Raw genomic sequence first — 22,518 nt, 5'->3', positions numbered from 1 at the left:
TTTTATCATATGTATGTGTTGAAAATGTTGAAATTGTTTTGATAGGAAAGCGCTGTTTCCAATTGATCCAGTGGATTGATCGAACAATCCCGCTTTTTTTCAGATTCATGCTCACTGGGGGATATAGATCATGATTAATCAAAAACGATTGGCGATGCAACAAGGATTCGGTCAATTTCAAACACCCGAGGCAAGGTTAATAAAAATCCACTTCGGGTGTTCCGTCCTTCATTTTTAATTCAACGGGCAACAGGGTCAATTTTTAGTGTGTCTGATAGGTACAAAACTTTTTTACGTCTGTCTGCAGATCGGATTTGTCAGCGCATTGTTCGCGATGGTTGGCCTCAAATCGTTTGCAGTGTTGGTCTTATCAGAATATCGTTAATCGTGGTATCCTCAGGCTGATCAATCACGTAGGCAATGGCTGCAGCGACACGGTCTGGGGAAATACTCGGCCATTCGGGATTGTCGTGTACGCCCGTATCAATCATCCCGGGGGATATGCTAGTCGCTCGAATCCTCGACGTTGGCGATTCTTCCTGACGAAGGCCCTCTGTAATGGCGCGAACAGCAAATTTGGTGGCACTGTATACCGCAGTCATCGGAATCACCTTTTGCCCCAAAAGTGAAGAAATATTGATAATATGCCCCGATTGCTGACGCCGCATCCTTGGTAAAACGGCGGCAATCCCGTGCAGTACGCCTTTTATATTCACATCAATCGCCTCGTCCCACTCTTGAATTCTAAGTGTATCTAACCGAGAAAGCGGCTGAAGGCCGGCATTATTAATAAGCACATCGATTCGTCCATAGCGCTCGAATGCGACCTGTGCAAGCTTTTTCATGTCTTCTGGTGACGTTACATCCGTTTTTCGATACACTGCCTGGCCACCTGTTTGCTCAATGGCATGGACGATGCTTTTCAGGCGATCCTCCCTTCTTGCAGCTAGTACAACGCTAGCTCCGTTTTTGGCCAGTAATTTGGCGGTTACTTCTCCAATGCCGCTTGAGGCGCCTGTAATGATGATCACCTTGGAATCCTTTTCTTTCACAATGGTCACTTCCTTGATCTGAATGGATGACGACAATCGTTTTATCAATGAACATATGTTGAATAAAAGACTATCGTTGATTATCATTATAAGGGGACTCAGAGTGAAAGCAATCGCTAATCTCGGCGTTTCTGTTGATTAATCAACATTTCAAAGCGACCTGTTCATTAATAGGAGGAAAATCGAAAAATGGAAACATCAGCAAAGACTGACAGAAGAATTCGTCGAACCCAAGCGGCCATAACTCAGGCCTTTCTAGAACTGCTATCGAAAAAAACGTTCGAACGGATAACCATAAACGATATTGCGAAGCAGGCAGACGTCAACCGTGGCACCATCTATCTGCATTACGCGGATAAATACGACCTTCTGAACGCATGTATTGACTGTCACCTAAACGCCATGATTCATTCTTGTGTCTTTACCCATTTTACGGAACACAAAGCAAATGTAGACGAGGCTACTGAATCACTGGCAGCGTTGTTTCATTATTTTGAAGAACATGCGCTTTTCTTCTCCTCCATGCTTTCTTGTCAGAAAACATCCGTCTTCCGTGAGCGAATGGTGCAGATATTTGCTTCTGTCATTCAAAAAAAACCGATCACGCCAAGCAATAATCAAACTATAGATAAACAAGTCCTGACCCAGTTTATCGCATCAGCTTTTGTAGGAACCTTGGAATGGTGGATTCTGAATCGGATGCCGCACTCTCCTGAATATATGGCTAAGCAAGTATGGATGTTGCTCAAAAGCGATTGAGCCGGGCTTTCTTCAGACCGTCTCTGATGTAATGGATCAAATGTACGAACCGTCCCTATCCATCGATCGGTACACGTGGCCGTGGGACTGCACCATAAAAATTCATATTATAAACAGTTTAATACTTCGTCTAGCTTTTTGACTTCACGATAGGGCATGCAATTTTGGAGTCCAAGTTTAGAGTGGCGATTTACCCAAATCCTTCTCCAATTCATTCTTTGTGCAGGGACAATATCCCACCAAAAACCAGCCGCTATATGTACATGGTAATCATTTGATAATTTATTTTGAACCTGCTCATAAAAGCTTAGTTGAGGTTTGTAAGCGTGTAAATCTTCAGCAAGATAGATCGAATCAAAATCATGTTTGAGTGATTTTAAGTTATATCTCATAATATTCCAATCAGAGTTTGACATGATAGACGTTTGGTAGCCTTTTGATTTCAACGTTTTCAATGCATCGACTACTTCTGGGAATGGCGAGAGTTCTTTATGGACCTTGATTAATCGCTCATATTGATCGGTCAACTCCCCAACACTTAAATCCATTTCGCAATATTGCAGAGCCTTATAGATAATATCACTATAAGGAGTAAACAAACCTTAGCCATACATCAAACGCTCTTCAAAACTGCGATACGTATTGACCATTAATGCTTTGTTAATGCCATGTTCTGTAGCAATTTTCTCAAGTTCTTCCCAAAAGGTGGAAGTGTCAATTAATGTTCCATAACAATCAAAGGTTAGTATATCGGCCAATGTTATCGCTCCTCGTCGTTTAGTATTAGATGCTTATGATCAGAATGCCAACTTTTGCAGGGTTGCAGAAGTTAAGCGGGTTACTTAACGTTTGAAAAAAGTATAGTAAATGTCTTAAGTATTTTGAGCGATTAATATTTCTTACGAATGATCAGCCAATAAACGAATCCAGCGAGTACGGTTAAGGACATTGATGTTGTGAGGCATACCCTTAAAGTTACATAATCTAAAGTTCTCCAGCTTGTCAAAAGAATGATTAAGGACAATAAACCACATAAGAATACAAACAAAAATCGAAAAAGCCGATAGGCCATGATCACGGCACGTTCATCTTTGCCTTCTTTAGCAACCGAAAGTACAAGACCAATGACCACAAAAAAAGCCACGACGGTCATGCTGTTCGTAAACATGATAATTTTCTCCATTAGTTGCTCTCCTCCTTATATTGAAAAACCATGTTTATATCAACATTCAATGCCTTTGCTATTTTAAAAGCCAATACTAAAGATGGGGAATACTTTTTGTTCTCAATCGAAAGGATTGTTTGTCTGCTTACGTCAGCTTTCTCAGCTAATTCTTTTTGAGTCATTTTTCGTTCAGCCCGCAAGACAGCAATTCGATTCGTTAATTGCTGACTTTTTTCGTTCATCAGTATTTTTCATCTCCTGACACGCGAAGTAAAGTTAACATTACTTATTGTAACTAATACTTTACTTTATGTCAAGTTTATTTTACTTTTTGGGTTGGATTTTTCCTCTTTATAAAAAATCAATGGAATTTGAAGCGCTATTTTATTACACGATCTCCAGTCAAGTCGTCATTTTTATCGAGGAGATGCAACTTAACCGCATTGAAGAGTCACAAATTTTAAAACGAGGTAATAATATTGTTATAATGTATGTACAGTTGAATATAATAACAAGGAGGAAAAGAGTACAATGGAGCGTGCGACCGTGGAACGAAAAATTATAAAAATGGGCAATAGCTTTGGATCGACCTATCCAGTAGAAGTATTAAACCACCTTCGTGTAAAACAAGGCGATCATGTTGCCTTTGAACTTCAGCCGGACGGGACAGTGACCATAAAGAAACAGAACATGAACCAGCTACCTAAAGGAATTGAGCCGGAATTTCTTCAGATCGTCTCTGATGTAATGGATCAATATGATGATGCAATTAAGGAACTGGCAAATAAATGAAGCACATTTTATTTATCAATGAAAACGAGTTGATCCTGATTAACGCAGTGTTGATTAAGCGATATACACCATTGGAGCAGATCGCTGTAAAGGAACCCTTTTTACTAAATCGTGCAGTGAATCGTCCGAAGCAATCTGCTTTCGGGCAAGATGCTTATGCAACAATCGATGAAAAAGCGGCAGCACTCTTTCAAAGTATCGCGCAAAACCATGCGTTCTATAATGCGAATAAGCGGACAGCATTTGTAGGAATGGTGACTTTTCTTGGAAAGAATGCGATTGAATTCGATGCGGAAAAAGATGATGTAGTCTCCTTTACGGTTAAAATCTCAGATCAACAGAACAAGATAAGTCTTAGCGAAATCAGCAGATGGATTCAAAAGCACTCTAGAAAAATGAAAGATTAGCGTGCATGCAGAGTAAAGATGGATTTTATAGCGATAATTGGTGAATAATTCAGGAAAACTGTCTATTGCCTAATAAGGTGAGGACCGTTTTTTTATACACTTGTGTTGAAAATATTGAGATTGTTGAATTGTTTGGAAACAATCGGTTATAATGAAGTTAAGGAGGCTGAAGCGATGATGAGAACAATAGACTACGATCAAATTGAAATGTGGGACAGCGTTCGGACCTTGTCAAAAATTAATCGGCAACAGGCAAAAGTTGTGCTCAAAGCCACTATTGAACGATCTTTTCGCCAAGTCGGTATTGTTCTTCCTAAATTATCCAGCCGATCACTAAAATTACCAAAACGAGACGAATTAAACCAGTTGAAACAGCTTGAAAAAAAGTTAAACAATGCTGCTGAACAACAGATGATTGATGATGACTTATTAGCTGAATATATAGACGGATTGATCCAATTGACGGCAAATAATCAGCCAAAGTTCAGAAAAGCGGTCACTGTTTCATTATTGAAGCAAGGAAGAATAAAACGCAGAATCAATCGAACAGCACATACGCAACCCATTATGACCTCATCATTAAAAGAAGAAACAAAACCCTTTTATACACCTAAAGAGGTCGGGGAAAAACTAGGATTGAGCGATCAAACGATTCGACGACTCTGTGAAAAGGGAAAGTTTTCAGAGGCATATCAAACGGAAGGCGGACATTGGCGAATTCCTCGCGATGCATTTATCACCACAAGCAAACAAGATGAGCAAGCAGAGATCGTTCTACAGAGGATCGACGAAAAAAATCGCCGAAGTGGGGATGTAGATGAATTTAATCTATAATGCAAAAATTCGACCGAAAATTTTTATAGATACAACTGTACTGTGCGGCGCAATTCGAGTCGATGGGATTAATCGAAGAATTCTTAAGGCAGCACGGTATCCTGATCTTTTTATTCCGGTTTTTTCAAGGGTCTGTCTCTTTGAATTCATGAAGCATGCTTTAGAAGGATTAGGAAAAGGAACAAACAGAGTTGCCTATACACCTGCAGAGATTGATGAAATCCAATTTTTGAGTATTATACCAAGTTGCCTGTAAATAGTTTGGTTGGACGTTACAGTTCAGAAACAATAATGAGAGAAAATTTGCCGATTGGACAGGTTCTTGTAGAATTAAGCGAATGTTCCGAAGAAGAAGCAAGAAAAATTGCTCAATCTCAAGAAATGAGCAAACCGCTATCAGTATTTGATCAAAACGATTTTCATGTTTGGGTCACAGCCATTCGTGAAAATTGTCAATACATAGTAACAACCAATCACCAGCGTTTTCCCGAACAAATCGGCACGATCAAACGGATTCACCCGAGTGATTTCTATGAACAGCTCATCAATCCTTCAAAGGATCGCCTCTAGATTCACGAACTACATCATAAAAACACAGATAGGGTACCAAAAAATTTTGCATAATAAACACGAGGAGGTAAGTATTTTGAGAAGATCAACGGCTGTCGTTCTTCTTATTCATGCTAACCTTTTTTGGGCTGGTAATTATGTATGTGGCAAATATGTGATAGGTGCCATGCAACCTATTCAGATCATTTTTTACGCTGGCTGATCGCAGCAATTATTCTTTTCCCGCTGGCACAGATTATTGAAAAGCCGGATTGGAAAGCGATTTTAAGAGAATGGAAGGTACTACTTATTCTTTCTGTATTAGGAATCATAGGCTACAATATTTTACTCTATGATGCCCTTTACTTTACGACATCTCTGGACGCAGCTTTAATCAATTCGGTCAACCCGGCCATGATTGCGATCTTTGCAGCTTGGTTATTAAAGGAAAAATTAAGTAAAGTAAATGTTTTGGGCTTGGTTGTATCACTGGTTGGTGTGCTGCTGGTTCTTACGCATGGCAATCTTTTACGCGTGTTTGCGATTGATTACAATGCCGGGGATACCATCATGCTAATGGTGATCATTTCATGGACCTTTTATACGCTGCTCAGTAATAGAATCAAAGGCCTACCCCCGATCGGGGCAACCGCTATTACTGTAGCCCTTAGTTTACTGTTGATGCTGCCCTTTTTCATTTATTCAAATTTCAACTGGCCATTTACTCCGACAACAACACTTGGTATTCTATATCTGGCACTCTTCCCTTCTGTGGGTTCGCTGTTATTCTGGAATATTGGTGTGCCCATCGTGGGATCAAGTCATGCAGGCATCTTTCTGAATTTGATTACGGTGTTTACCGCAATCCTCAGTATTTTATTAGGAAAAGGGATTAATCTTTTTCAGGTTATCGGTGGAATCGTTGTGATTTTTGGCGTCTATTTGACCAATAAAAAATCTGGTGATCATGAGTTGATTTCATTTCATAAACGGTGTTAACTATGGCATTTGTCGAAAATAAATAAATTCTATTCCCTTTTTAAAAGCTCATTTTATTTCGGGATATCCGTCTATTGTGCAGTATGTTCTCCTCTTGTTTTTGCTTTTTTTATTGTCCCTTTATTGACAAGGATCACACCGGCTAGAATGATCATTCCTCCTATTATCGACAGCCATCCGGGGATTTCTCCCAACCAGATCCAAGCAATCATAATGGCCGTAACCGGTGTCAAATAAATCGAACTGGATCCCTTTGCTGACCCCACCTTAGATACAGCATAAGCTAAAGCGAAATAGGCGATTACTGTTGGAAAAAGACCTAGGTAGATAACGCTCAAATTTGTGTAGCGCGAAGCCGAGAGTATCTCATGAAGGAGTTTTGGAACAGTAAAAAACATAAATAATGTGCCTGACCAGATCGTATAGGTTGTAAACGGAATAATTCCATATTTTTTTAAGTAAGGCGTTTGGATGACGAAATATAAACTTTCTGAGAAAGCGGCAAGGAGGATCCAAAAAACGCCGGTTGTGAGGTAAAATGAGCCCTCTTTTCCTAACGAAATCAGCGCTACTCCTGTAAAGCAGATAAGCGTTCCAAACCATCCCCGACTAGTGAATCGTTCATTTAAAAAAAGCGTTGAGAGAATCCCTGTAAATACGGGAGCCAGTGAGATGATTAAGCTGGAAAGACCTGCATTTACAGTGGTTTCCCCAATATTTAGCGCGATGTGGTAAACAGAAAAACCACAGAAACCACAAAGAAGAAAAATTGGAATGTCTTTTAAATCGGGAATACGAATCCGTTTAAATACGACAAATAGAGCGAGTGCTGTCGAACCAATGAACATACGCAAAAAAGCAAGATGCAAGGGCGTATAAGAAACCAACCCTGCCCGAATCCCTGCAAAAGCCGATGCCCACAAAAGGATTGCCAGACCATTGGCGATCCACACATCAATGTTTTTATTTCGAAATAACAAATCGCTCACTCCCAATCCCACCATGTATGATGCAAATTCTGTATTGATTATCTCTAGTTTAGAATTCCAGAAACTGCAAAAACATGGATAATAAAAGGAATGGGTGCCTCATTTGTTAACAATTGTGACGATTTACCGCGAAACTATTTACATAAGTAAACCAGTATCTGTTGATCTGTGTATCAGTTAGTTTTCAATTCTTGGTGAATGACGAATCAACGTATCCGATGAGGGTACTTCTGAAAAAATAATGCTTGTGACTGTATTCGCAAACGGTGCCATTTCGTTGATCAGTTTTTCTATGTCAGATAATGAAGGTGCAGTAAGCAGCATCATATAGCAGGCACGCCCCGCAACACAATAACAGTGAACGACATTTGGACAATTGCTAATAAAGGCGTTGAATCTATGAATTTCGCCATTTCTTAGTGTGATTTCGATCCAGCAATCGATCGTGAATCCTAACGCTTTTCGGTTTATTTGAATCGTGTATCCAGAGATTATACCTTCATCCTCAAGTTTTCTAACGCGGTCAGTGACGGACGGTGCCGACAGATGTACCTTTCTCCCTAATTCTCTTATTGACAACCTTGCATCTTTTTTCAATAACTCGAGAATCTGAACATCGGTATGATCCAGTTTTACCATTAGCTTCTCCCCTCAGTTTCAGTTGTTTTGAAGTATTACGCAGTTTCCGTCAACTATGAAAAATCCGTTCATTTCTTTTTCATTCATGAAAAAGGAATGTTTTCCTCTCTTAAAATGAACCTTTTTACGACCAAATTTCGATTACCGAATAAAAAAGCATGATTGCCATGATGAACGTTGCCACATGTTCATAGCGGGTGAAGAAATTTTTAAACAAAGAGCCGAATGAAGCCCAAAGTAGATTGGAACACGTCCCGGCAAAGCATAAAAAGAGTCCGAGAAGTAAGGCAATCCAAATATTTTCATAGGCAGGCAGAATGAACGCTATGTATCCAGTCAAAAAGTAAAGCATGACTTTTACATTGGACAAATTTAAAATCAGACCGGAAATAAATAATTGCTGATTCGATTGTTCTTTATTTTCGCTTTTATCCGACATACTAAATAGTCCCCAAATCAAATAGAGAATGTAGAGTGAACCTATAGTTTTCATATAAGGCTCGATCGACGGGATGTAAGTCATTAAGCGATCTGTAAATACGAGTGTGCTGATGGCTAAGATCAGAAATCCAGCAAGAAGACCTTCCATAAATGGAATGGATCGTTTAAATCCAAGACGTTTACTTTCTTCCAGTGCCATTAAATTATTGGGGCCAGGGGTAAAAGCAAGAGCAATAACATACGACAGAAATGCCACGAGATTCATAGAATCAACTCCTTGACTTGTCCTATTTATCTTGATATTTTTTGATATTGAGCCAACCGTTTTTCTGCTGCTGATTTCAAAGGATCACCCCAAGAGCATAGTTAGTTGCTTAACGATTGGATAATACATTTTCGTTTCATTTAGAACGATTCGCTTTTTCGTAGATTTCGATTTTCTGATCCAAATGCTTAAGATTGTTTTCCAGTTGCTTTTTCTTTTCAAGTACTGATTCTCGGTGCATGTGAAGCATGTCCAACCGTTCTTTCATGGTTTGATCGCCCGCGTACCTTAGTTTGGCATAGTTTTGTATCTCTCTTAACGGCATGGCGGTTTCTTTTAGTCTCAGAATAAAATCAATCCACGTTTTGTCTTTTTCCGTGTACTGGCGTTGGTTGTGCTTATTGCGTTCCGGTCGAATTAGATTTTCTTTTTCGTAATAGCGCAGTGTATCGATGCTTAGTCCAGTTAATTTTGAGAAGTCGCCGATTGAAAAATACATGAATCATCCTCCAATTCTTCATTTGACATGGAGTATACTCCAGCCCTTACGTTTAGATTGTACCAAAAGGGAGGATGAAAGCAATGGAGAAAAGTCGTTATAAAATCGGTCTTGAAAAGTTGTCTGAGGTGGATGGAAACGCGGGGGATCAGGTCATTGAATCTTTGAAGGATGTGGCCCCCGATTTGGGAAGATTGATTATTGAATTTACATTCGCGGATATTTATACGCGATCTGTTCTCGATTTAAAAGAGCGCGAGCGCATGACGCTGAGCTGTCTTGCATCAATCGGCGGTGCCGAAAATCAGCTGCGTGTACATATCAACGGAGCGCTGAATGTAGGGGTAACGGCTAAAGAAATTGTTGAAGTTTTCATTCACTGCGCGGTCTACGTTGGCTTTCCGTGAGCATTAAATGCTGTAGCCGTGGCTAAAGAGGTCTTTAAAGAAAGGAAAATACTTTAGGATGATAATCGGTGGCGATTTGCTTGTTTTTTTGAGCGAGTCGCTTTTTTTTGCATTCATCTGAGCAATTTTGGAACAGCATCTTTCGATGGCAGTTGATATACTGGGTTTACCGTACGGTTGGAGGGAATGCTTCATGGACACGATCGCGATCTTGCAACAAACGCTGGACTATGTTGACGAACATATTACAGACGACATCACCCCTGAACGTTTAGCGGCGCAAGCCGGGTTTTCTACATGGCATTTTTGCCGAGTCTTTCAATGGGGCGTGGGGTATACGGTGATGGCTTACGTACGAAAGCGCCGCCTTGCCTTTGCTGCATGCGAACTTGCTTCAGGCAAGCGGATTCTCGACATTTCGCTGAAGTACCGATTTGACACGCACTCAGGGTTCAGCAAGGCTTTTCGCCGTTATTTTGGCTGCAGTCCGGCAACATACCGGTTGCATGCACGCGGCGGTCGCCCGAATCCGCCGAGCCTTCCGCGCACAAACAACTATTTGACTGGAGGAATTATTTTGGAGCCAAAATTTGTGACGCTTGCTGCTGTAAAACTTGCGGGCTATGCGATTAAAACAACCTCATCGGATGGAGAAAACAGTAAAACCATTCCGGCATTCTGGCAGGCCTATATGACGGATGGGCGAATGGACAAACTCCATGCCGAGCACTTTGTCAAAGCACACGATGAATACGGGGTCTGCTTTCCTGAAGATCCGCAGGCCGGCGCCTTTGATTATGTGATCGGTGTTGAACGAAAGGAGGGCGAAGCAGTAGCGGATGGCTATCATACATGCGAAATTCCGCCTGCTTCCTATGCTGTGTTTTCAACGCCGCCAAGCAATGCCGAACGCTTTGTATCTGCAATTCAAGGAACGTGGAACTACATCTTCAGCGAATGGTTTCCAACATCTGGATACGAGTACGCACCCGATTGCGTCGACTTTGAACGCTACGATGACCGCTGCATGTCGGACGTAGGTAAAGTATGCGACATTTATATCCCAATCGTGAAAAAGCACGACTAAAATCAATGCAAAAGTGAAGCATGTAAAAAAGGATACCATGGCTGACGGTATCCTTTTTGTGTACTTGTGATTCCCTTTGTCGCTTAAATCAAACCAATAGACAGAGATAGTCTTTTTCAATTGGTTTTTTCTTGATATATAGATAAGATAGGCAGCCGAATGTTGGTTGATTTGCGCTATGTCTATTGATAAGTATGGAAGCGAGTTTTTTGTCGATCATTGACGGTTTGCTATGCGATAGTTTTCCACTTCCTGCAAGGTGGGAATCGCATTCTGTCCGCCTGTCCGGGAAACTTTAATACCAGCAGCGACAGTAGCAAATTTTGCAGCTGCAACGAGATCATCAGAATCGACTAATGCACTTGCGATGGCTCCAGCGTAGCAATCACCGGCCCCAACTGTATCAAGCGCTTTCACTTTAAGTGAGTCGACTAACGTAGATTGACCATTTTGGTAAACAAGACACCCTTGACTGCCCATTTTGACGATGACATTTGGGACACCGAGTGTTTTGATCTTCTGGGCAGCATGTTGCGCGCTTTCTTCATCGATTACTTTAATGCCAGTGATACGTTCGGTTTCCTGAGCATTAGGCAAGGTTAAGTCAGCATACTGGAAGGCTTCAGGGACAATGCCATCAGCAGGCGCTGGATCGAGAATGACAAACATGCCTTTCTGTTTAGCTATTTTCATGGCAGTTAGGATGGAGACGGTACTCGTTTCCATTTGAATCAGTAGGATTTTCGCTTCAATAGCATCGAAAGCCCTTTCAATATCTTGTGCGGTTAATGCTTCGTTTGCCCCTTTGGAGCCGACCATCGTATTTTCACCAGAATGATCAATGATTGCGACGAATGTACCTGTTCCAAATTTTTCTTTACGAATGAGGTGGGTGACATCCACATTTTTATCACGGAAATTATTTATGAGCTGATCACCGGCACTATCTTTTCCAACAGCACCAATGAAGCAGGTTCTCTTTCCAAGACGGGCAGCACTGACTGCCTGATTGGATCCTTTACCTCCTGGCAGCATGTCTACAGAATTAGCAAATGTGGTCTCTCCATACTCTGGATACTTGCCGCACTTGGCAACAACGTCCATATTGATGCTTCCGACTACTGCAATATCATAGTTCATGATAACTTCCTCCTTAATATTTTTGTGCTTTTTCTTTTAGTGATCATAAGTCTTTATACATGAAAGCGAATATCAAAGGAGCTTAGGTATGAAACGTGTGTTAAGAGTCAGCTCAGCCATTTTCGGGTTTGGGCTACATTTTCCTGACGCGTTCCACGATTATGAAAGATGCTGCTCGTTCCGCAGATATAGAGTGTCGCTCCGTTTTCTTTACAGGTGGGAATGGTAGCTTTGCCAATGTTGCCGTCTACTTCAATTTCAATCGTCCGTTCTTGTTTCTGAATCCGTTCATGAAGTTGAGCAATTTTTTGATAGGTTGCCGGAATAAATTTCTGTCCAGAAAATCCTGGATTGACAGTCATGATAACTACATAATCCACGACATCGTAGACATAGTCGAGAACTGTAAGTGGTGTTGCTGGATTCAGCGCCAGACCGGCTTTCATACCTAATTGCTTAATTTTTGCAAGTGTTCCCTGAATATTATCTGTTGCCTCTGCATGAATGGACAGCATATCGACTCCGCAGTCGGCGAATAAGTCAATATAACGCTCTGGATTTTGAATCATTAGGTGTGCATCAAGTGGTTTGTTTGTCAGTGAACGAATGGTTTTAATTAAATCAGGCCCAATGGTAAAGTTGGAGACAAATTGGCCGTCCATGACATCCAGATGATAAAAATCAACACCTGCTTCATCCAATTGACTGATGTCATCGGCTAGGTGAGCCAGATCGGCACACATTAATGATGGACCTATTTTATTCATGATGATTCCCCCTCAATTGAGTTGATGATTCTCTGATCACGAGATCAGGCTGTAGCCGAATTTTTTTCGGTTTGGCATTTGGCTGCTGCATCAGACTAATAATTTCTGTAATTGCGAGATTTCCCATTTCTTTCATATGTTGACTGATTGTTGACAGAGACGGCGTTACGTAGCGAGAAAAAAGGATATTATCATAACCGACAATTTTCACTTGATCGGGAATTTTGAATCCAGCTTCCAAGCATGCACGCATCGCACCGAGTGCTAAAGCATCATCGGAGCAAAAAATTCCGTCAAATAAAAAACCGCTCTGGATCAATGATTGAATCGATTGGTATCCGCTGAAGAGATCAAAATGTGCATAGACGACTTTCTGCGGGAGATCCGGATTAAAAGCATTTAAGGCCTCCTGATAACCGCTTAATCTGTCTATTGAACTCATCTGACCTTTCGGCCCAGACAGATGGATGATCTTTCGGCATCCCTGATCCAGCAGATGGCTAACCGCTTTTTTTGCACCTGATTGGTGATCAACAGAAATGGCGGAATAGGGATGGCTGAATTGTGCACGATCAATCGTCAGAGTGAGTATTCCCTGAGACTCTAGCCTATCAAGATCTTCACTTTCTACATAGAGTGAATTGATAATTGCAGCACAAGCATAATGGCTGAGTATCGAATCTAAATAATATTTAACCTTATGACGGTCATCATCTGTATTGCATAGAAAAATATGAAAGCCTTTCTGATTGGCTGCCGCTTCAATTTCGCGAACTAATTCCGGGAAAAAGGGATTATTAAGAGTAGGAATCAGAAGCGCAATCAAATTGGAACGTCTTTTGGATAGACTTTTTGCAATTGAATTTGGTCTGTAATGTAATTTTTGTATGACCTGCTGTACGCGAGCAATGGTTTCGGGACTGGCTTCACCTTTGTTATTAATGATCCTTGAGACAGTGGCGACTGAGACCCCTGCTGCTTTTGCGACGTCACGGATCGTTGCCATCAGCACAAACTCCTTTACGTAACCGGTTACGAAATTAACTTACACCTAAGATATATTTTTGTCAAACGCTTTCTGAATGCGCTTGCAAAAATATTGAGGATGGATTATATTATGTGTGATCCTTTTCTGAACATTACGTAACCGGTTACGAGGTTTTAGTAATGATTAGGAGGATTCGCTATGGTTGTAGAAAAAATTAACCAGGGGTTCCAATTTTTTATCAACTTAGGAGCCCCTGCGATGATGTTCATTATTATCACGCTACTTTCACTGATTGTTGGGGTCTCCATTTCAAAGGCGCTTGAAGGCGGCATCCGAATGGCGGTCGCTTTAACAGGGATGAGTGCGGTTATTTCTCTGCTGACCAGCGCTTTTGGTCCGGCACTGCGCAGCTTTGTTGAAGAAACTGGGGCTACGCTTGAGATAACTGATCTTGGTTGGGCTCCTTTAGCGGTTATTACTTGGGGTTCAATGTATACGCTTTATTTTGCGTTTGTTTGTTTTTTGCTTAACTTTATTCTGTTGATATTTTCTGTAACAAAGACCTTGAACGTTGATTTGTTCAACATCTGGAATATTTCAATTATTGGATTACTCATTCTTCATTATTCAGGAGGCAATATTATCCTGACAACGGTTTTTGTAGCAGGTGTTTACACTTTGGCTCTGATTAACGCTGATGTCATGAAGCCGACGATCAACGAGCTATTAAACTATGAGAAAACCAATATCACAACAACTGCGCATCCTGAACTACTCATTGCTCCGGTTGTGATGATTTTCAACAAGCTTATTGATCGGTTTCTACCGTTCATCGATAAATTTGATTTTAATGCTGAGACCTTGAACCGAAAAATTGGTTTTTGGGGCAGTAAATTTGCGATTGGGGCCTACCTTGGTGTTTTCATTGGTCTGCTTGCTCGTCAGTCGCCTAGTGAGATTTTTCGGCTGGCGTTTATCGCTGGTGTTTCTCTAGAACTATTTGCATATGTTGGTGGTTGGTTCGGTCCCGCTATTGATCCGCTTTCACAAGGAATTACTACGTTTATGAGTAAACGGTTGCGAGGGAGAAAACTCTTCATTGGAATTGACTGGCCAATTTTAGCTCCGCGTGCTGAACTTTGGGCTGTCGCTAATATTCTGGCGCCAATTCTTCTAATTGTCGCTTTGATTCTGCCTGGCAACCATGTCCTACCGCTCGGCGGTATCTTGATGACTGTCCTGGCTCCAGCTCTACTTATCATCACTAAAGGGCGCGTGGTGCGCATGACCATCATTGGCACCGTGATGATTCCGCTGTTCCTATGGGCTGCCACAATGATTGCTGAATTCCTGACTTCAACATCAAAAGCAATGGGCAATTTTCCAACGGGTCTTGCTAAAGGCTCACTTTTTTCTTCTGTCGACTCAGATCCGCTTGAGAAAATGCTGACGGTTCTTGTTGGAAAGGCTGCTGCAACGCTCGATCCGAAGCTGGTTCTGTTTGCTCTTCTTGCGATAGTCGGCTATATTCTAATGTTTATTTGGTATTTTAAACAGATGAAGAAAGAGAGTTTGAAAGTGAACCATTCAGAAGAACGGTCTGCAGAAGAAAATACAGTAACTCAGTAAAAGTGCAGGGAGAGTTGGTTAGAGCTAACCAGCTGTCAGACAATAAAAGGGGAATTAATGTACAGAGATATAATGTTTAATCTAGAGGAATTTGACGGTAAAGTTTTTATAGATCATTGATTTGAACAGTTGAAAATAATTCAATTGATAAAATTCCGGTTCCGTTTATTGATAGGAGCCGTTTTTTTTATGATTGCATGCATTTGAGGAACATCTTCATCTTATTATAGAAAACAGCAGCAGCTCTAGAGAAAATAACCTAACACTTAATGAATCTTTGATTTGGTTATTTTACGCAATCCTTTGTATGTTTTTCTTTTCAAGAATATGCGCTCCTTGTATGATTTTTTTCGTACCTTTCGTTATTTTAAAACATTAGCAAGTCCTGCTGTGTTGATTAACAGGATCGGTTGTTTATTAAGTAAAATCAATGTGGAGTGTCTAGAGTCCTATAAAGGCGTGGAATGAAAGAAAAGTATAACTAGACTATCTAACCCAGCTCAGCTTGTTTTCATGGTTCGAAGCCATTGAATGAAAAAGCCGCCGGCATCGATTGAACGATATTGGCGACAGGTAACAAAGTGCTGTATTTTTATTTTAATAGGTTGCCGGATAGAACAGTAACGGCTTGTCCGCCAATTTCGCAGCGATCTTTATTGAGGCGAACGGACAATTGGCCTTGTCTGCTTGACAATTGTATGGCCTTGAAACTTGTTTTACCCATTTTATCAGCCCAATAGGGAGCAAGCTGGCAATGCGCTGAACCTGTAACTGGGTCTTCATAAACGCCCAATTTAGGATAGAAGCATCGTGAAACAAAGTCATAATTTGGCGAGAAACTTTTGCTGGTAATGATTAGTCCACGTCTATCTAAATGAGAAATCATTGTCTGATCGGGCTGTGCTTTTACGACACTTTTCTGGCTATCTGTTTCCACGATGTAATCCAATCGAGATTTAGATACAGACAAAACAGGGACATCTAAACTTGCTGCTATTTCTTTTGGAAGATCTGTGATTTCTGAGGGGAATTCTGCTGGAAAATCAAGATAAATGATCGCGCCTTCTTTGCGGGCAAATAGGTCACCGCTTTTACTTGTAAAATGGATTTGAGCTTTATCGGCTGCAGCCAATTCCCATAAAATGTGCGCTGATGCGAGTGTGGCATGGCCACAAAGATCGACCTCAGCCTTTGGCGTGAACCATCGTATTGAAAAACAGCAGTCACCAATTTGATCCAGAAAGGCAGTCTCGCTGAGCTTAACCTCCGATGCAATCTGCTGCATTTCAGTATCCGACAGCCCGCCACTCTCCACATAGATACCAGCAGGATTCCCGTAAAAAGGTTTATTGGTAAATGCGTCTGCAATGTAAAAGTTATCCATAATGGATCACGTCCTTTTTCAATGAGTAGGTTTTATGATTGTGTCTAAGTTAGTGGGTGAGTTTATTTGTACGATCCGCAAACATGACTATTACTTAAAGTACTTCTCGATATCCACTCTATTTTTTAGAATGATGAAATGAGCTGGATTGCGGCCGAGCATGTTTACTAGTTTTGGCTTGCTTTCTTTTTCAAACGTGCGATTCCATTCAAACATTTTCTTGAAGATTTTTAACGAAGCGGTGTAGTTCGCCGCTTCTATGCCTAATTTTTGTCGGATAAAGCGTTTCGTAATCCGATAGATTCTCACGAAGTAGGGGGGATCTAAAAAAATGATTAAGTCAGCAGCTTCAAAACTTTTGTTCACCCAGTGCTGAGCGTGAGCGCCTTCGATGATCCATCGCTTGGACCGAACGATCTGTTCTAAATAGTGATCGCGCTCCTCAGTGCTTCTTCGAAGATCGCCGGACGGCGTGCGTTTCCAAACAACGTTATCCAATTCATAATAGGGAAGCTCATCGTTTGACAAGCTCCGAGCTAAGGTTGTTTTCCCACTGCCCACGGAACCAATAATATGGATGCGATTGGGAAGCGGCTTTTTCAATGCGCCCGTCACGTCAATCTCCGCTTAAAGACCTTTTGCCATTTTATATTTTCGTAACCGAGCTGCAAGTAAAATTGATGTGCTTGTTCTCTGGTTCCTCCTGAACGGACGCGCAGTTCGGAATAGCTGTGCTGAACGGCCCAGTGCTCGCATGCTTCGAGCAATTGTCTGCCAATTCCTTGTCTGCGATGCGCATGGTCAACGACGATGCCGCCGAGCTCGCATAAACCCCTTCAAGAAAATGTTTACCGAAGATGTGCGCCCATCCGCAGACGCATCCTGATTGAGCTTCATAGACAAAAAAGCCGTTGTCTGGATTGTTCAGGATGTAGTGAAGCCGCTGTTTAATAGCGGCCTCCTTTTCTTCATAGCCAAGTTGTGTACATAGATCCTTGAGCGCCAGTATATCGGATGGGATTGCTGAGCGAATCATTTTGATCATCACCTCAGAGCATTTTTTAGTTATTTTTTTCATTAATGGTTAAATTTCTATATATGAGATCTTCGCGTTGGTCAAACCCAATCGATTGCCAAAATTTATTTCCTGCTTGATTTGTGGAGAAAACAACAAGGGCAACTTTATTAATTCCCTCTTTTTTCAAAGCATCGATGCTTACGCTCACCAGTTGCTTGCCGATTCCTTGGCGGCGATAGCTGCGGTCGACTGCTGTGTGATAGATGCAGCCTCTGCGGCCGTCGTGTCCGCACAGGATGACGCCGACAATTTTTTGATGCGCGACCGCGATAAAATTTGTATTCGGGTTTCTCTTTAAGAACTTTTCGATGCCTTGGACCGAATCATCGAGGCTGCGCAAACCCATGCCGTCGCTGCGTGTCCAGAGTTGATAGATTTCCGTGTAATCCTCTTTTCTCATTCTGCGAATTTTCATCACGCATGCTCCTCAATCGTTCGTCGTCAAATCATAATCTAAATAATTGTCTTTCGGTTTGAATCCGTAACTTTTATAGAGGTATTTGCCCATTGCCGATGCGGTGATCGTTACTTTTCCACAATGGCGCTGCTTGGCCTCCTTGACGACGGCGTCGAGCAACTTCATCGCGATCCCCTTTCTTCGGTACGGCGTGAGCGTGTGCATGCAGGATAGTGTGCCGACAAATCTCGTTGGATTGCTGTAGTAGGGCGGGCGGCGGCTGAAGGACATGCCGCTTGTCGCCACAATTTTTCCATCATCCAATGCGATCCAGGAGACAAAACTACCATTCTCAAGTGCGTGACGGAAGTAGTCACTGAGCGGCTCGGTGAGATCAGTTGTCGGCAGCGCACCTTCTTCGAGCAGCTGCAATTTTCTCATTTCCACAAATTCAGCAATATCTTCGCTTCTAAGCTTGCGAAATACGAGAGCGTTCATGGTTGGTTATCCCTAACCTTCATTATGTTTTTTAAATCTTATAATAACGCCTACTGATGAAAAAGCAATGACGAAAAGGAAAGTAGCGCATGGTGGAGTATCGTCTTTGTAAATGTATTGATCCCATCCTTTGCAAAAGATTAAATTTTCATTAAAACGTCCTAAACAGTTGATAAATAGAATAATAGGTGAAGAGGTTGGGATGTCTATACCTCTTATTAACAGGTGGACAAAGGGTGTGAGAATACCTAATATCACAAATTGCTTCGATGAATCTTGAACTGAGAAGGTGTTCCGTTGTTAGAAAAAATAGTTAAGGAAGCAGAACAAATCGCAATTGATGCCGGGCAATGGCTAGTAAACAACCGCTATCGAATGGAAGCCGTGCATTACAAGCGAAATCACTTGGATGTCGTGACGAATATTGACCAACAAAATGAGGCGAGAATTACTGAACGCATCAAAGCAGCTTTTCCCGATCATCAAATCATTTCAGAGGAAAGTCAATTTGGCCATACCAATTATTCAAGTCTTGATGAGGATTACTATTGCTGGATTGTTGATCCACTCGATGGCACGGTGAACTATGTCCATGATTTTACTTATTATTGTGTTTCAATCGGTGTTGCCAAAAAAGGCAAGCTGGTGGCCGGCGTTGTGTATGATCCGAATCGCAAAGAATTATTTTCTGCCGTTCAGGGCAAAGGCGCCTATTTGAATGGGAAACGCATCCGTGTGTCTGAGCGGTCAATCAAACAGAGTGTCGGTCATACCGGCTATACGGCGGCTGACTGGTCAACCGACAGCCCGCTTCGCTTCGAGTTCTCAAAATGTTATGCCCGGTTAAGGAATATTAAAATTGCCGGGTCGGCAGGGTTGGATCTTGCCTATACGGCTTGCGGACGAATTGATGCCTTTTGGCAGAGAAGCCTGTCTCCGTGGGATATCGCAGCAGGGATCCTTCTGGTATCAGAGGCGGGCGGCCGGATTACGGATTTTTCTGGACAAGCATTTGACTTGCAACAAGGAAATATCGTTGCCACGAATCAAGTGATTCACGAAAAAATAACTGAACTGTTAATGGGAGGGACGCGTGATGCGTGAACTTTTTCATGATCAAAATTTTCCATTAGTCGGTGCTCATCGCGGTGCTTCAGCGTATTTTCCTGAAAACACGTTGCTTTCTTTTATGAAGGCAAAGGAAATGGGGGCAGATTACATTGAACTTGATGTTCATCTGTCAAAGGATGAAGTACCGGTCATTATGCATGACGCCCATCTGGATCGAACAACGAACGGTAAAGGGAAATTACGTGATTTTACATTGGCTGAACTCAAACAATTGGATGCCGGATGTAAATTTGGCAAGCCGTTTCCAAAACAAGAAATTCCAACTTTGCAAGAGGCTTTGAATTGGGCAAAGGGCAGCATCGGTGTAAGCATTGAGCTGAAACAGGATATTGAAAAATATCCTAATTTGGAGGAACGGGTACTGGAGGTCATCGATAAGACCGATACCTTAAATCAGATTCAAGTCATGTCGTTTAATCATCGATCAGTCAGAAGAATAAAAGAATTGGAGCCGAAAATTTTTGCAGGAATCATCCTATTTTCGGAACTGTGTGATCCACTGACAGTGGTCAGACAGTCTAAGGCAGACTTTTTCAATGCACCTTGGCTCTTCCAATATAGAGAAGCGATTGACGCCTTGCACCAAGAAGGGTATCTCGTATGCGGTGGAATGAATGATGATCCGGAAAAATGGGTCTCTATGCAGGCTTTGGGTATCGATATGGCAGAAACGAACAAGCCGGATGTCATGATCAAACATACACAGAAGGGAAAAAGAACGAGCACTTTACTCAAAAATTTTTATGCGAAAGCAGCACTTTAAAGGGAAAGAGTGGGTGATTAATGAAGTACTTAAATCCTAATCGACTCTACCATGCGCTCGGAAGAAGAAAATTTTTGGAATTTACACTTTTTACGGTATTTCTATTATTCTTCTACAGTCCATTAATGAATACCGTTATGTTGGCATTTGCCAATGTTTACCGCGTACCGGCGGTCATTCCGCAGCAGTTCGGCTTTCAGTGGTGGTCGTTTATTCTCTCCAAGGAATCTTTGATGTCGTCAATTTTCAACTCGTTCGTCATTGCGATTGTGGCTACAGCGGTGTCACTCATTATTTGTGTGCCGGCAGCCTACGCTTTATCCCGGTATCAATTTAGAGGCAGAAGGGTGCTCATGTTTTCTTATCTGCTCACCAATGCTTTTCCAAAAATGGGCTTATACGTTTCCATGGGAATTCTTTTTTACAAATTTAATCTTATGGGGACTTTCGCTGGTGTCATTATTGTCCACATCATCAACACATTAATGTTCATGGTGTGGCTGCCGATGGGGGCGCTGAGAAATATTCATCGTCAGCAGGAAGAGGCGGCAAGAGATGTGGGGGCGACGCCACTTCAAGTATTCAGAAAAGTGACCTTACCGATGGCCATGCCGGGAATTGCCGTGGCATCAATCTTTACATTTTTAGGATCGTTGGAAGAATCCGAAGGAACGATGCTGGTCGGATTTCCTCAAATTAATACCATGGCAACGGAAATGTATGGCGTGATCAGTGACTATCCGGCAACAGCAGGCGCAGTTTTTGCATTGATTCTGATTGTTCCGTCACTCTTGATCCTGTTCCTTTTTCGAAAATACATTAAACCCGATTCCGTTTTTGGAGGCGTGAAAATCAAGTAAACAAGGTGTAGAGGAGGCATGATGGCTATGAGATCGCCTAAGGTTCAACTCAAGAGAGTGACCAAGAAATATGCCAATGGTGACGGAGTCGAAAACATTAATCTGGAAATCTACGAGGGTGAAATACTTACGCTGCTTGGTCCCTCAGGATGTGGGAAAACAACACTATTAAGAATTCTCGGCGGCTTTAATGCTATCGACGACGGCGAGGTGCTGATTAACGGAAACAACGTCGTTCAATTGGCTCCGGAAAAAAGGCCAACGGCAATGGTCTTTCAAAGCTACAATCTGTGGCCGCATATGACTGTATTTGAAAATCTTGCCTTTGGTATGAAGCTGAGAAAAATGCCGCGGACGCAAATTAAAGAGGCGATTAAATCAATGCTTGATTTGCTGAAGATGAACGGAACCGAGAAAAAGTATCCGAATCAACTATCCGGCGGACAGCAGCAAAGAATTGCGATTGCCCGTTCACTCTTGTTGAAACCTTCCGTTTTATTGCTGGATGAGCCATTTTCAGCACTTGACGCAAAAATACGTATGCAGATGAGAGAAGAGTTGAAAAAAATTCAAGCGCAGCTCAATATTACGGTCATGTTCGTGACCCATGATCAGGAAGAAGCAATGGCACTGTCACATCGAATTGTTGTGATGGATAAAGGAAAGATTGCTCAGGTAGGCACACCAACCGAGATTTATGATCAACCCGTTTCAAAGTACGTTGCTTCCTTTATTGGTGAAATGAATTTTATCAAGGAAGCAGATGGAGAATTGGCTGTACGTCCTGAGAACGTGCGCATCTGCAGCGGGAATAGCGGCAACTACAAAGGAACAATCACTAGCATCATGATCCTCGGACATTTTGCAAGTGTTCATATTAATTATGAGGGGCAGGATGTCAAAGCCTTTGTCGCGCGATCAGCATCATTTGAGTTATGTGAAACCATGCCGGTGTCTTTTGAGCTCATTAAATATCAACGTTACAAAAAAGGAGCATAA

General features: G+C 41.8%; 31 protein-coding genes. 14 read left to right on the top strand and 17 right to left on the bottom strand.

Annotated features, from left to right (window positions below; all coding sequences use genetic code 11):
• Positions 1–344 precede the first annotated feature (344 nt).
• Positions 345–1,052: an SDR family oxidoreductase gene (locus tag SIN01_RS04835; RefSeq protein ID WP_010026975.1), complete on the bottom strand. Its 708-nt coding sequence runs from the start codon at positions 1,050–1,052 to the stop codon at positions 345–347.
• Positions 1,053–1,241: 189 nt separating this feature from the next.
• Between SIN01_RS04835 and SIN01_RS04830 the strand changes: the two genes are divergently transcribed.
• Entirely contained in the window at positions 1,242–1,811 is a 570-nt protein-coding gene (locus SIN01_RS04830) for a TetR/AcrR family transcriptional regulator (RefSeq protein ID WP_010026973.1), read from the top strand.
• Positions 1,812–1,918: 107 nt separating this feature from the next.
• Here SIN01_RS04830 and SIN01_RS04825 read toward each other — a convergent pair whose 3' ends face one another.
• The 4 genes from SIN01_RS04825 to SIN01_RS04815 all read right to left on the bottom strand — a co-directional run bounded on the left by SIN01_RS04825 (position 1,919) and on the right by SIN01_RS04815 (position 3,218).
• Complete coding sequence (locus SIN01_RS04825; protein ID WP_052766824.1) at positions 1,919–2,410, bottom strand: HAD hydrolase-like protein; 492 nt, start codon at positions 2,408–2,410, stop codon at positions 1,919–1,921.
• A gap of 3 nt (positions 2,411–2,413) precedes the next feature.
• Entirely contained in the window at positions 2,414–2,569 is a 156-nt protein-coding gene (locus tag SIN01_RS14970) for a hypothetical protein (RefSeq protein WP_156994740.1), read from the bottom strand.
• Between the two features lie 131 nt (positions 2,570–2,700).
• Positions 2,701–2,994, bottom strand: coding sequence for a hypothetical protein (locus SIN01_RS04820; protein WP_010026560.1), 294 nt, complete (start codon positions 2,992–2,994; stop codon positions 2,701–2,703).
• Positions 2,994–3,218 carry a helix-turn-helix transcriptional regulator gene (locus SIN01_RS04815; RefSeq protein WP_010026561.1) on the bottom strand — a complete coding sequence of 75 codons (225 nt, stop codon included), beginning with the start codon at positions 3,216–3,218 and terminating at the stop codon, positions 2,994–2,996. The genes SIN01_RS04820 and SIN01_RS04815 overlap by 1 nt, the downstream gene beginning before the upstream one ends.
• A 289-nt stretch (positions 3,219–3,507) precedes the next feature.
• Between SIN01_RS04815 and SIN01_RS04810 the strand changes: the two genes are divergently transcribed.
• The 6 genes from SIN01_RS04810 (at position 3,508) to SIN01_RS04790 (ending at position 6,557) form a co-directional block, all read left to right on the top strand.
• Positions 3,508–3,768, top strand: coding sequence for an AbrB/MazE/SpoVT family DNA-binding domain-containing protein (locus SIN01_RS04810; RefSeq protein ID WP_047034881.1), 261 nt, complete (start codon positions 3,508–3,510; stop codon positions 3,766–3,768).
• Positions 3,765–4,175: a type II toxin-antitoxin system death-on-curing family toxin gene (locus tag SIN01_RS04805; protein ID WP_010024964.1), complete on the top strand. Its 411-nt coding sequence runs from the start codon at positions 3,765–3,767 to the stop codon at positions 4,173–4,175. Before SIN01_RS04810 ends, SIN01_RS04805 begins: the two co-directional genes overlap by 4 nt.
• A 174-nt stretch (positions 4,176–4,349) precedes the next feature.
• Positions 4,350–5,009 carry a helix-turn-helix domain-containing protein gene (locus SIN01_RS04800; protein ID WP_010024966.1) on the top strand — a complete coding sequence of 220 codons (660 nt, stop codon included), beginning with the start codon at positions 4,350–4,352 and terminating at the stop codon, positions 5,007–5,009.
• The gene (locus SIN01_RS15360; protein WP_010024967.1) at positions 4,993–5,265 is read left to right on the top strand and encodes a hypothetical protein; all 273 of its coding nucleotides are present in this window, start codon (positions 4,993–4,995) and stop codon (positions 5,263–5,265) included. Before SIN01_RS04800 ends, SIN01_RS15360 begins: the two co-directional genes overlap by 17 nt.
• 47 nt (positions 5,266–5,312) lie before the next feature.
• The gene (locus SIN01_RS15355) at positions 5,313–5,579 is read left to right on the top strand and encodes a PIN domain-containing protein (protein ID WP_237760142.1); all 267 of its coding nucleotides are present in this window, start codon (positions 5,313–5,315) and stop codon (positions 5,577–5,579) included.
• A gap of 141 nt (positions 5,580–5,720) precedes the next feature.
• Positions 5,721–6,557, top strand: a complete 837-nt coding sequence (locus SIN01_RS04790) for a DMT family transporter (RefSeq protein ID WP_010024969.1) — start codon at positions 5,721–5,723, stop codon at positions 6,555–6,557.
• Positions 6,558–6,628: 71 nt separating this feature from the next.
• Here the strand turns inward: SIN01_RS04790 and SIN01_RS04785 are convergent, their stop codons facing one another.
• From SIN01_RS04785 to SIN01_RS04770, 4 genes are all read right to left on the bottom strand, one after another.
• The gene (locus SIN01_RS04785) at positions 6,629–7,537 is read right to left on the bottom strand and encodes a DMT family transporter (RefSeq protein WP_232057238.1); all 909 of its coding nucleotides are present in this window, start codon (positions 7,535–7,537) and stop codon (positions 6,629–6,631) included.
• A gap of 186 nt (positions 7,538–7,723) precedes the next feature.
• The gene (locus tag SIN01_RS04780; protein WP_010024349.1) at positions 7,724–8,185 is read right to left on the bottom strand and encodes an Lrp/AsnC family transcriptional regulator; all 462 of its coding nucleotides are present in this window, start codon (positions 8,183–8,185) and stop codon (positions 7,724–7,726) included.
• Between the two features lie 124 nt (positions 8,186–8,309).
• A complete protein-coding gene (locus SIN01_RS04775) occupies positions 8,310–8,891 on the bottom strand; it encodes a LysE family translocator (protein ID WP_010024351.1) in 582 nt (193 codons plus the stop codon).
• Between the two features lie 136 nt (positions 8,892–9,027).
• Positions 9,028–9,390 (bottom strand): MerR family transcriptional regulator, encoded by a 363-nt coding sequence (locus tag SIN01_RS04770; RefSeq protein WP_010024352.1) that lies wholly within the window; start codon positions 9,388–9,390, stop codon positions 9,028–9,030.
• A gap of 83 nt (positions 9,391–9,473) precedes the next feature.
• Here SIN01_RS04770 and SIN01_RS04765 point away from each other — a divergent pair, with 83 nt between their 5' ends.
• Together SIN01_RS04765 and SIN01_RS04760 are read left to right on the top strand one after the other, a co-directional pair.
• Positions 9,474–9,797, top strand: a complete 324-nt coding sequence (locus tag SIN01_RS04765) for a carboxymuconolactone decarboxylase family protein (RefSeq protein WP_010024353.1) — start codon at positions 9,474–9,476, stop codon at positions 9,795–9,797.
• Between the two features lie 193 nt (positions 9,798–9,990).
• Positions 9,991–10,884, top strand: a complete 894-nt coding sequence (locus tag SIN01_RS04760) for an AraC family transcriptional regulator (RefSeq protein ID WP_010024354.1) — start codon at positions 9,991–9,993, stop codon at positions 10,882–10,884.
• 216 nt (positions 10,885–11,100) lie between these two features.
• Here the strand turns inward: SIN01_RS04760 and SIN01_RS04755 are convergent, their stop codons facing one another.
• The 3 genes from SIN01_RS04755 to SIN01_RS04745 all read right to left on the bottom strand — a co-directional run bounded on the left by SIN01_RS04755 (position 11,101) and on the right by SIN01_RS04745 (position 13,797).
• Positions 11,101–12,024 (bottom strand): ribokinase, encoded by a 924-nt coding sequence (locus SIN01_RS04755; RefSeq protein WP_010024355.1) that lies wholly within the window; start codon positions 12,022–12,024, stop codon positions 11,101–11,103.
• Between the two features lie 107 nt (positions 12,025–12,131).
• Complete coding sequence (rpe, locus tag SIN01_RS04750) at positions 12,132–12,791, bottom strand: ribulose-phosphate 3-epimerase (protein ID WP_010024356.1); 660 nt, start codon at positions 12,789–12,791, stop codon at positions 12,132–12,134.
• A complete protein-coding gene (locus tag SIN01_RS04745) occupies positions 12,784–13,797 on the bottom strand; it encodes a LacI family DNA-binding transcriptional regulator (RefSeq protein ID WP_028984299.1) in 1,014 nt (337 codons plus the stop codon). Before SIN01_RS04745 ends, rpe begins: the two co-directional genes overlap by 8 nt.
• A gap of 180 nt (positions 13,798–13,977) precedes the next feature.
• Between SIN01_RS04745 and SIN01_RS04740 the strand changes: the two genes are divergently transcribed.
• The gene (locus SIN01_RS04740) at positions 13,978–15,408 is read left to right on the top strand and encodes a PTS transporter subunit IIC (RefSeq protein WP_047034886.1); all 1,431 of its coding nucleotides are present in this window, start codon (positions 13,978–13,980) and stop codon (positions 15,406–15,408) included.
• A 592-nt stretch (positions 15,409–16,000) separates the two neighbouring features.
• Here the strand turns inward: SIN01_RS04740 and SIN01_RS04735 are convergent.
• From SIN01_RS04735 to SIN01_RS04715, 5 genes are all read right to left on the bottom strand, one after another.
• The gene (locus SIN01_RS04735) at positions 16,001–16,792 is read right to left on the bottom strand and encodes a PhzF family phenazine biosynthesis protein (RefSeq protein ID WP_010025145.1); all 792 of its coding nucleotides are present in this window, start codon (positions 16,790–16,792) and stop codon (positions 16,001–16,003) included.
• A gap of 90 nt (positions 16,793–16,882) precedes the next feature.
• Positions 16,883–17,407, bottom strand: coding sequence for a EutP/PduV family microcompartment system protein (locus tag SIN01_RS04730; RefSeq protein WP_010025144.1), 525 nt, complete (start codon positions 17,405–17,407; stop codon positions 16,883–16,885).
• Complete coding sequence (locus SIN01_RS15645) at positions 17,404–17,559, bottom strand: GNAT family N-acetyltransferase (RefSeq protein WP_373864395.1); 156 nt, start codon at positions 17,557–17,559, stop codon at positions 17,404–17,406. The genes SIN01_RS04730 and SIN01_RS15645 overlap by 4 nt, the downstream gene beginning before the upstream one ends.
• Positions 17,560–17,853: 294 nt before the next feature.
• A complete protein-coding gene (locus tag SIN01_RS04720; protein ID WP_010025142.1) occupies positions 17,854–18,285 on the bottom strand; it encodes a GNAT family N-acetyltransferase in 432 nt (143 codons plus the stop codon).
• A 12-nt stretch (positions 18,286–18,297) separates the two neighbouring features.
• Positions 18,298–18,765, bottom strand: coding sequence for a GNAT family N-acetyltransferase (locus tag SIN01_RS04715; protein WP_010025141.1), 468 nt, complete (start codon positions 18,763–18,765; stop codon positions 18,298–18,300).
• Between the two features lie 297 nt (positions 18,766–19,062).
• Between SIN01_RS04715 and SIN01_RS04710 the strand changes: the two genes are divergently transcribed.
• From SIN01_RS04710 to SIN01_RS04695, 4 genes are read left to right on the top strand one after another with little or no spacing between them, the layout of a single operon-like run.
• The gene (locus SIN01_RS04710; RefSeq protein ID WP_010025140.1) at positions 19,063–19,869 is read left to right on the top strand and encodes an inositol monophosphatase family protein; all 807 of its coding nucleotides are present in this window, start codon (positions 19,063–19,065) and stop codon (positions 19,867–19,869) included.
• Positions 19,862–20,659, top strand: coding sequence for a glycerophosphodiester phosphodiesterase (locus SIN01_RS04705; protein WP_010025139.1), 798 nt, complete (start codon positions 19,862–19,864; stop codon positions 20,657–20,659). Before SIN01_RS04710 ends, SIN01_RS04705 begins: the two co-directional genes overlap by 8 nt.
• 20 nt (positions 20,660–20,679) lie before the next feature.
• Positions 20,680–21,519 carry an ABC transporter permease gene (locus SIN01_RS04700; RefSeq protein WP_010025138.1) on the top strand — a complete coding sequence of 280 codons (840 nt, stop codon included), beginning with the start codon at positions 20,680–20,682 and terminating at the stop codon, positions 21,517–21,519.
• A gap of 27 nt (positions 21,520–21,546) precedes the next feature.
• Positions 21,547–22,518, top strand: coding sequence for an ABC transporter ATP-binding protein (locus SIN01_RS04695; protein WP_010025136.1), 972 nt, complete (start codon positions 21,547–21,549; stop codon positions 22,516–22,518).

The sequence above is a fragment of the Sporolactobacillus inulinus genome, assembly GCF_006539285.1.
GTDB classification, from domain to species: Bacteria; Bacillota; Bacilli; order Bacillales; family Sporolactobacillaceae; genus Sporolactobacillus; species Sporolactobacillus inulinus.
Note: the sequence above shows the minus strand (reverse complement) of the source record. Positions and strands in the feature narration are given on the sequence as shown.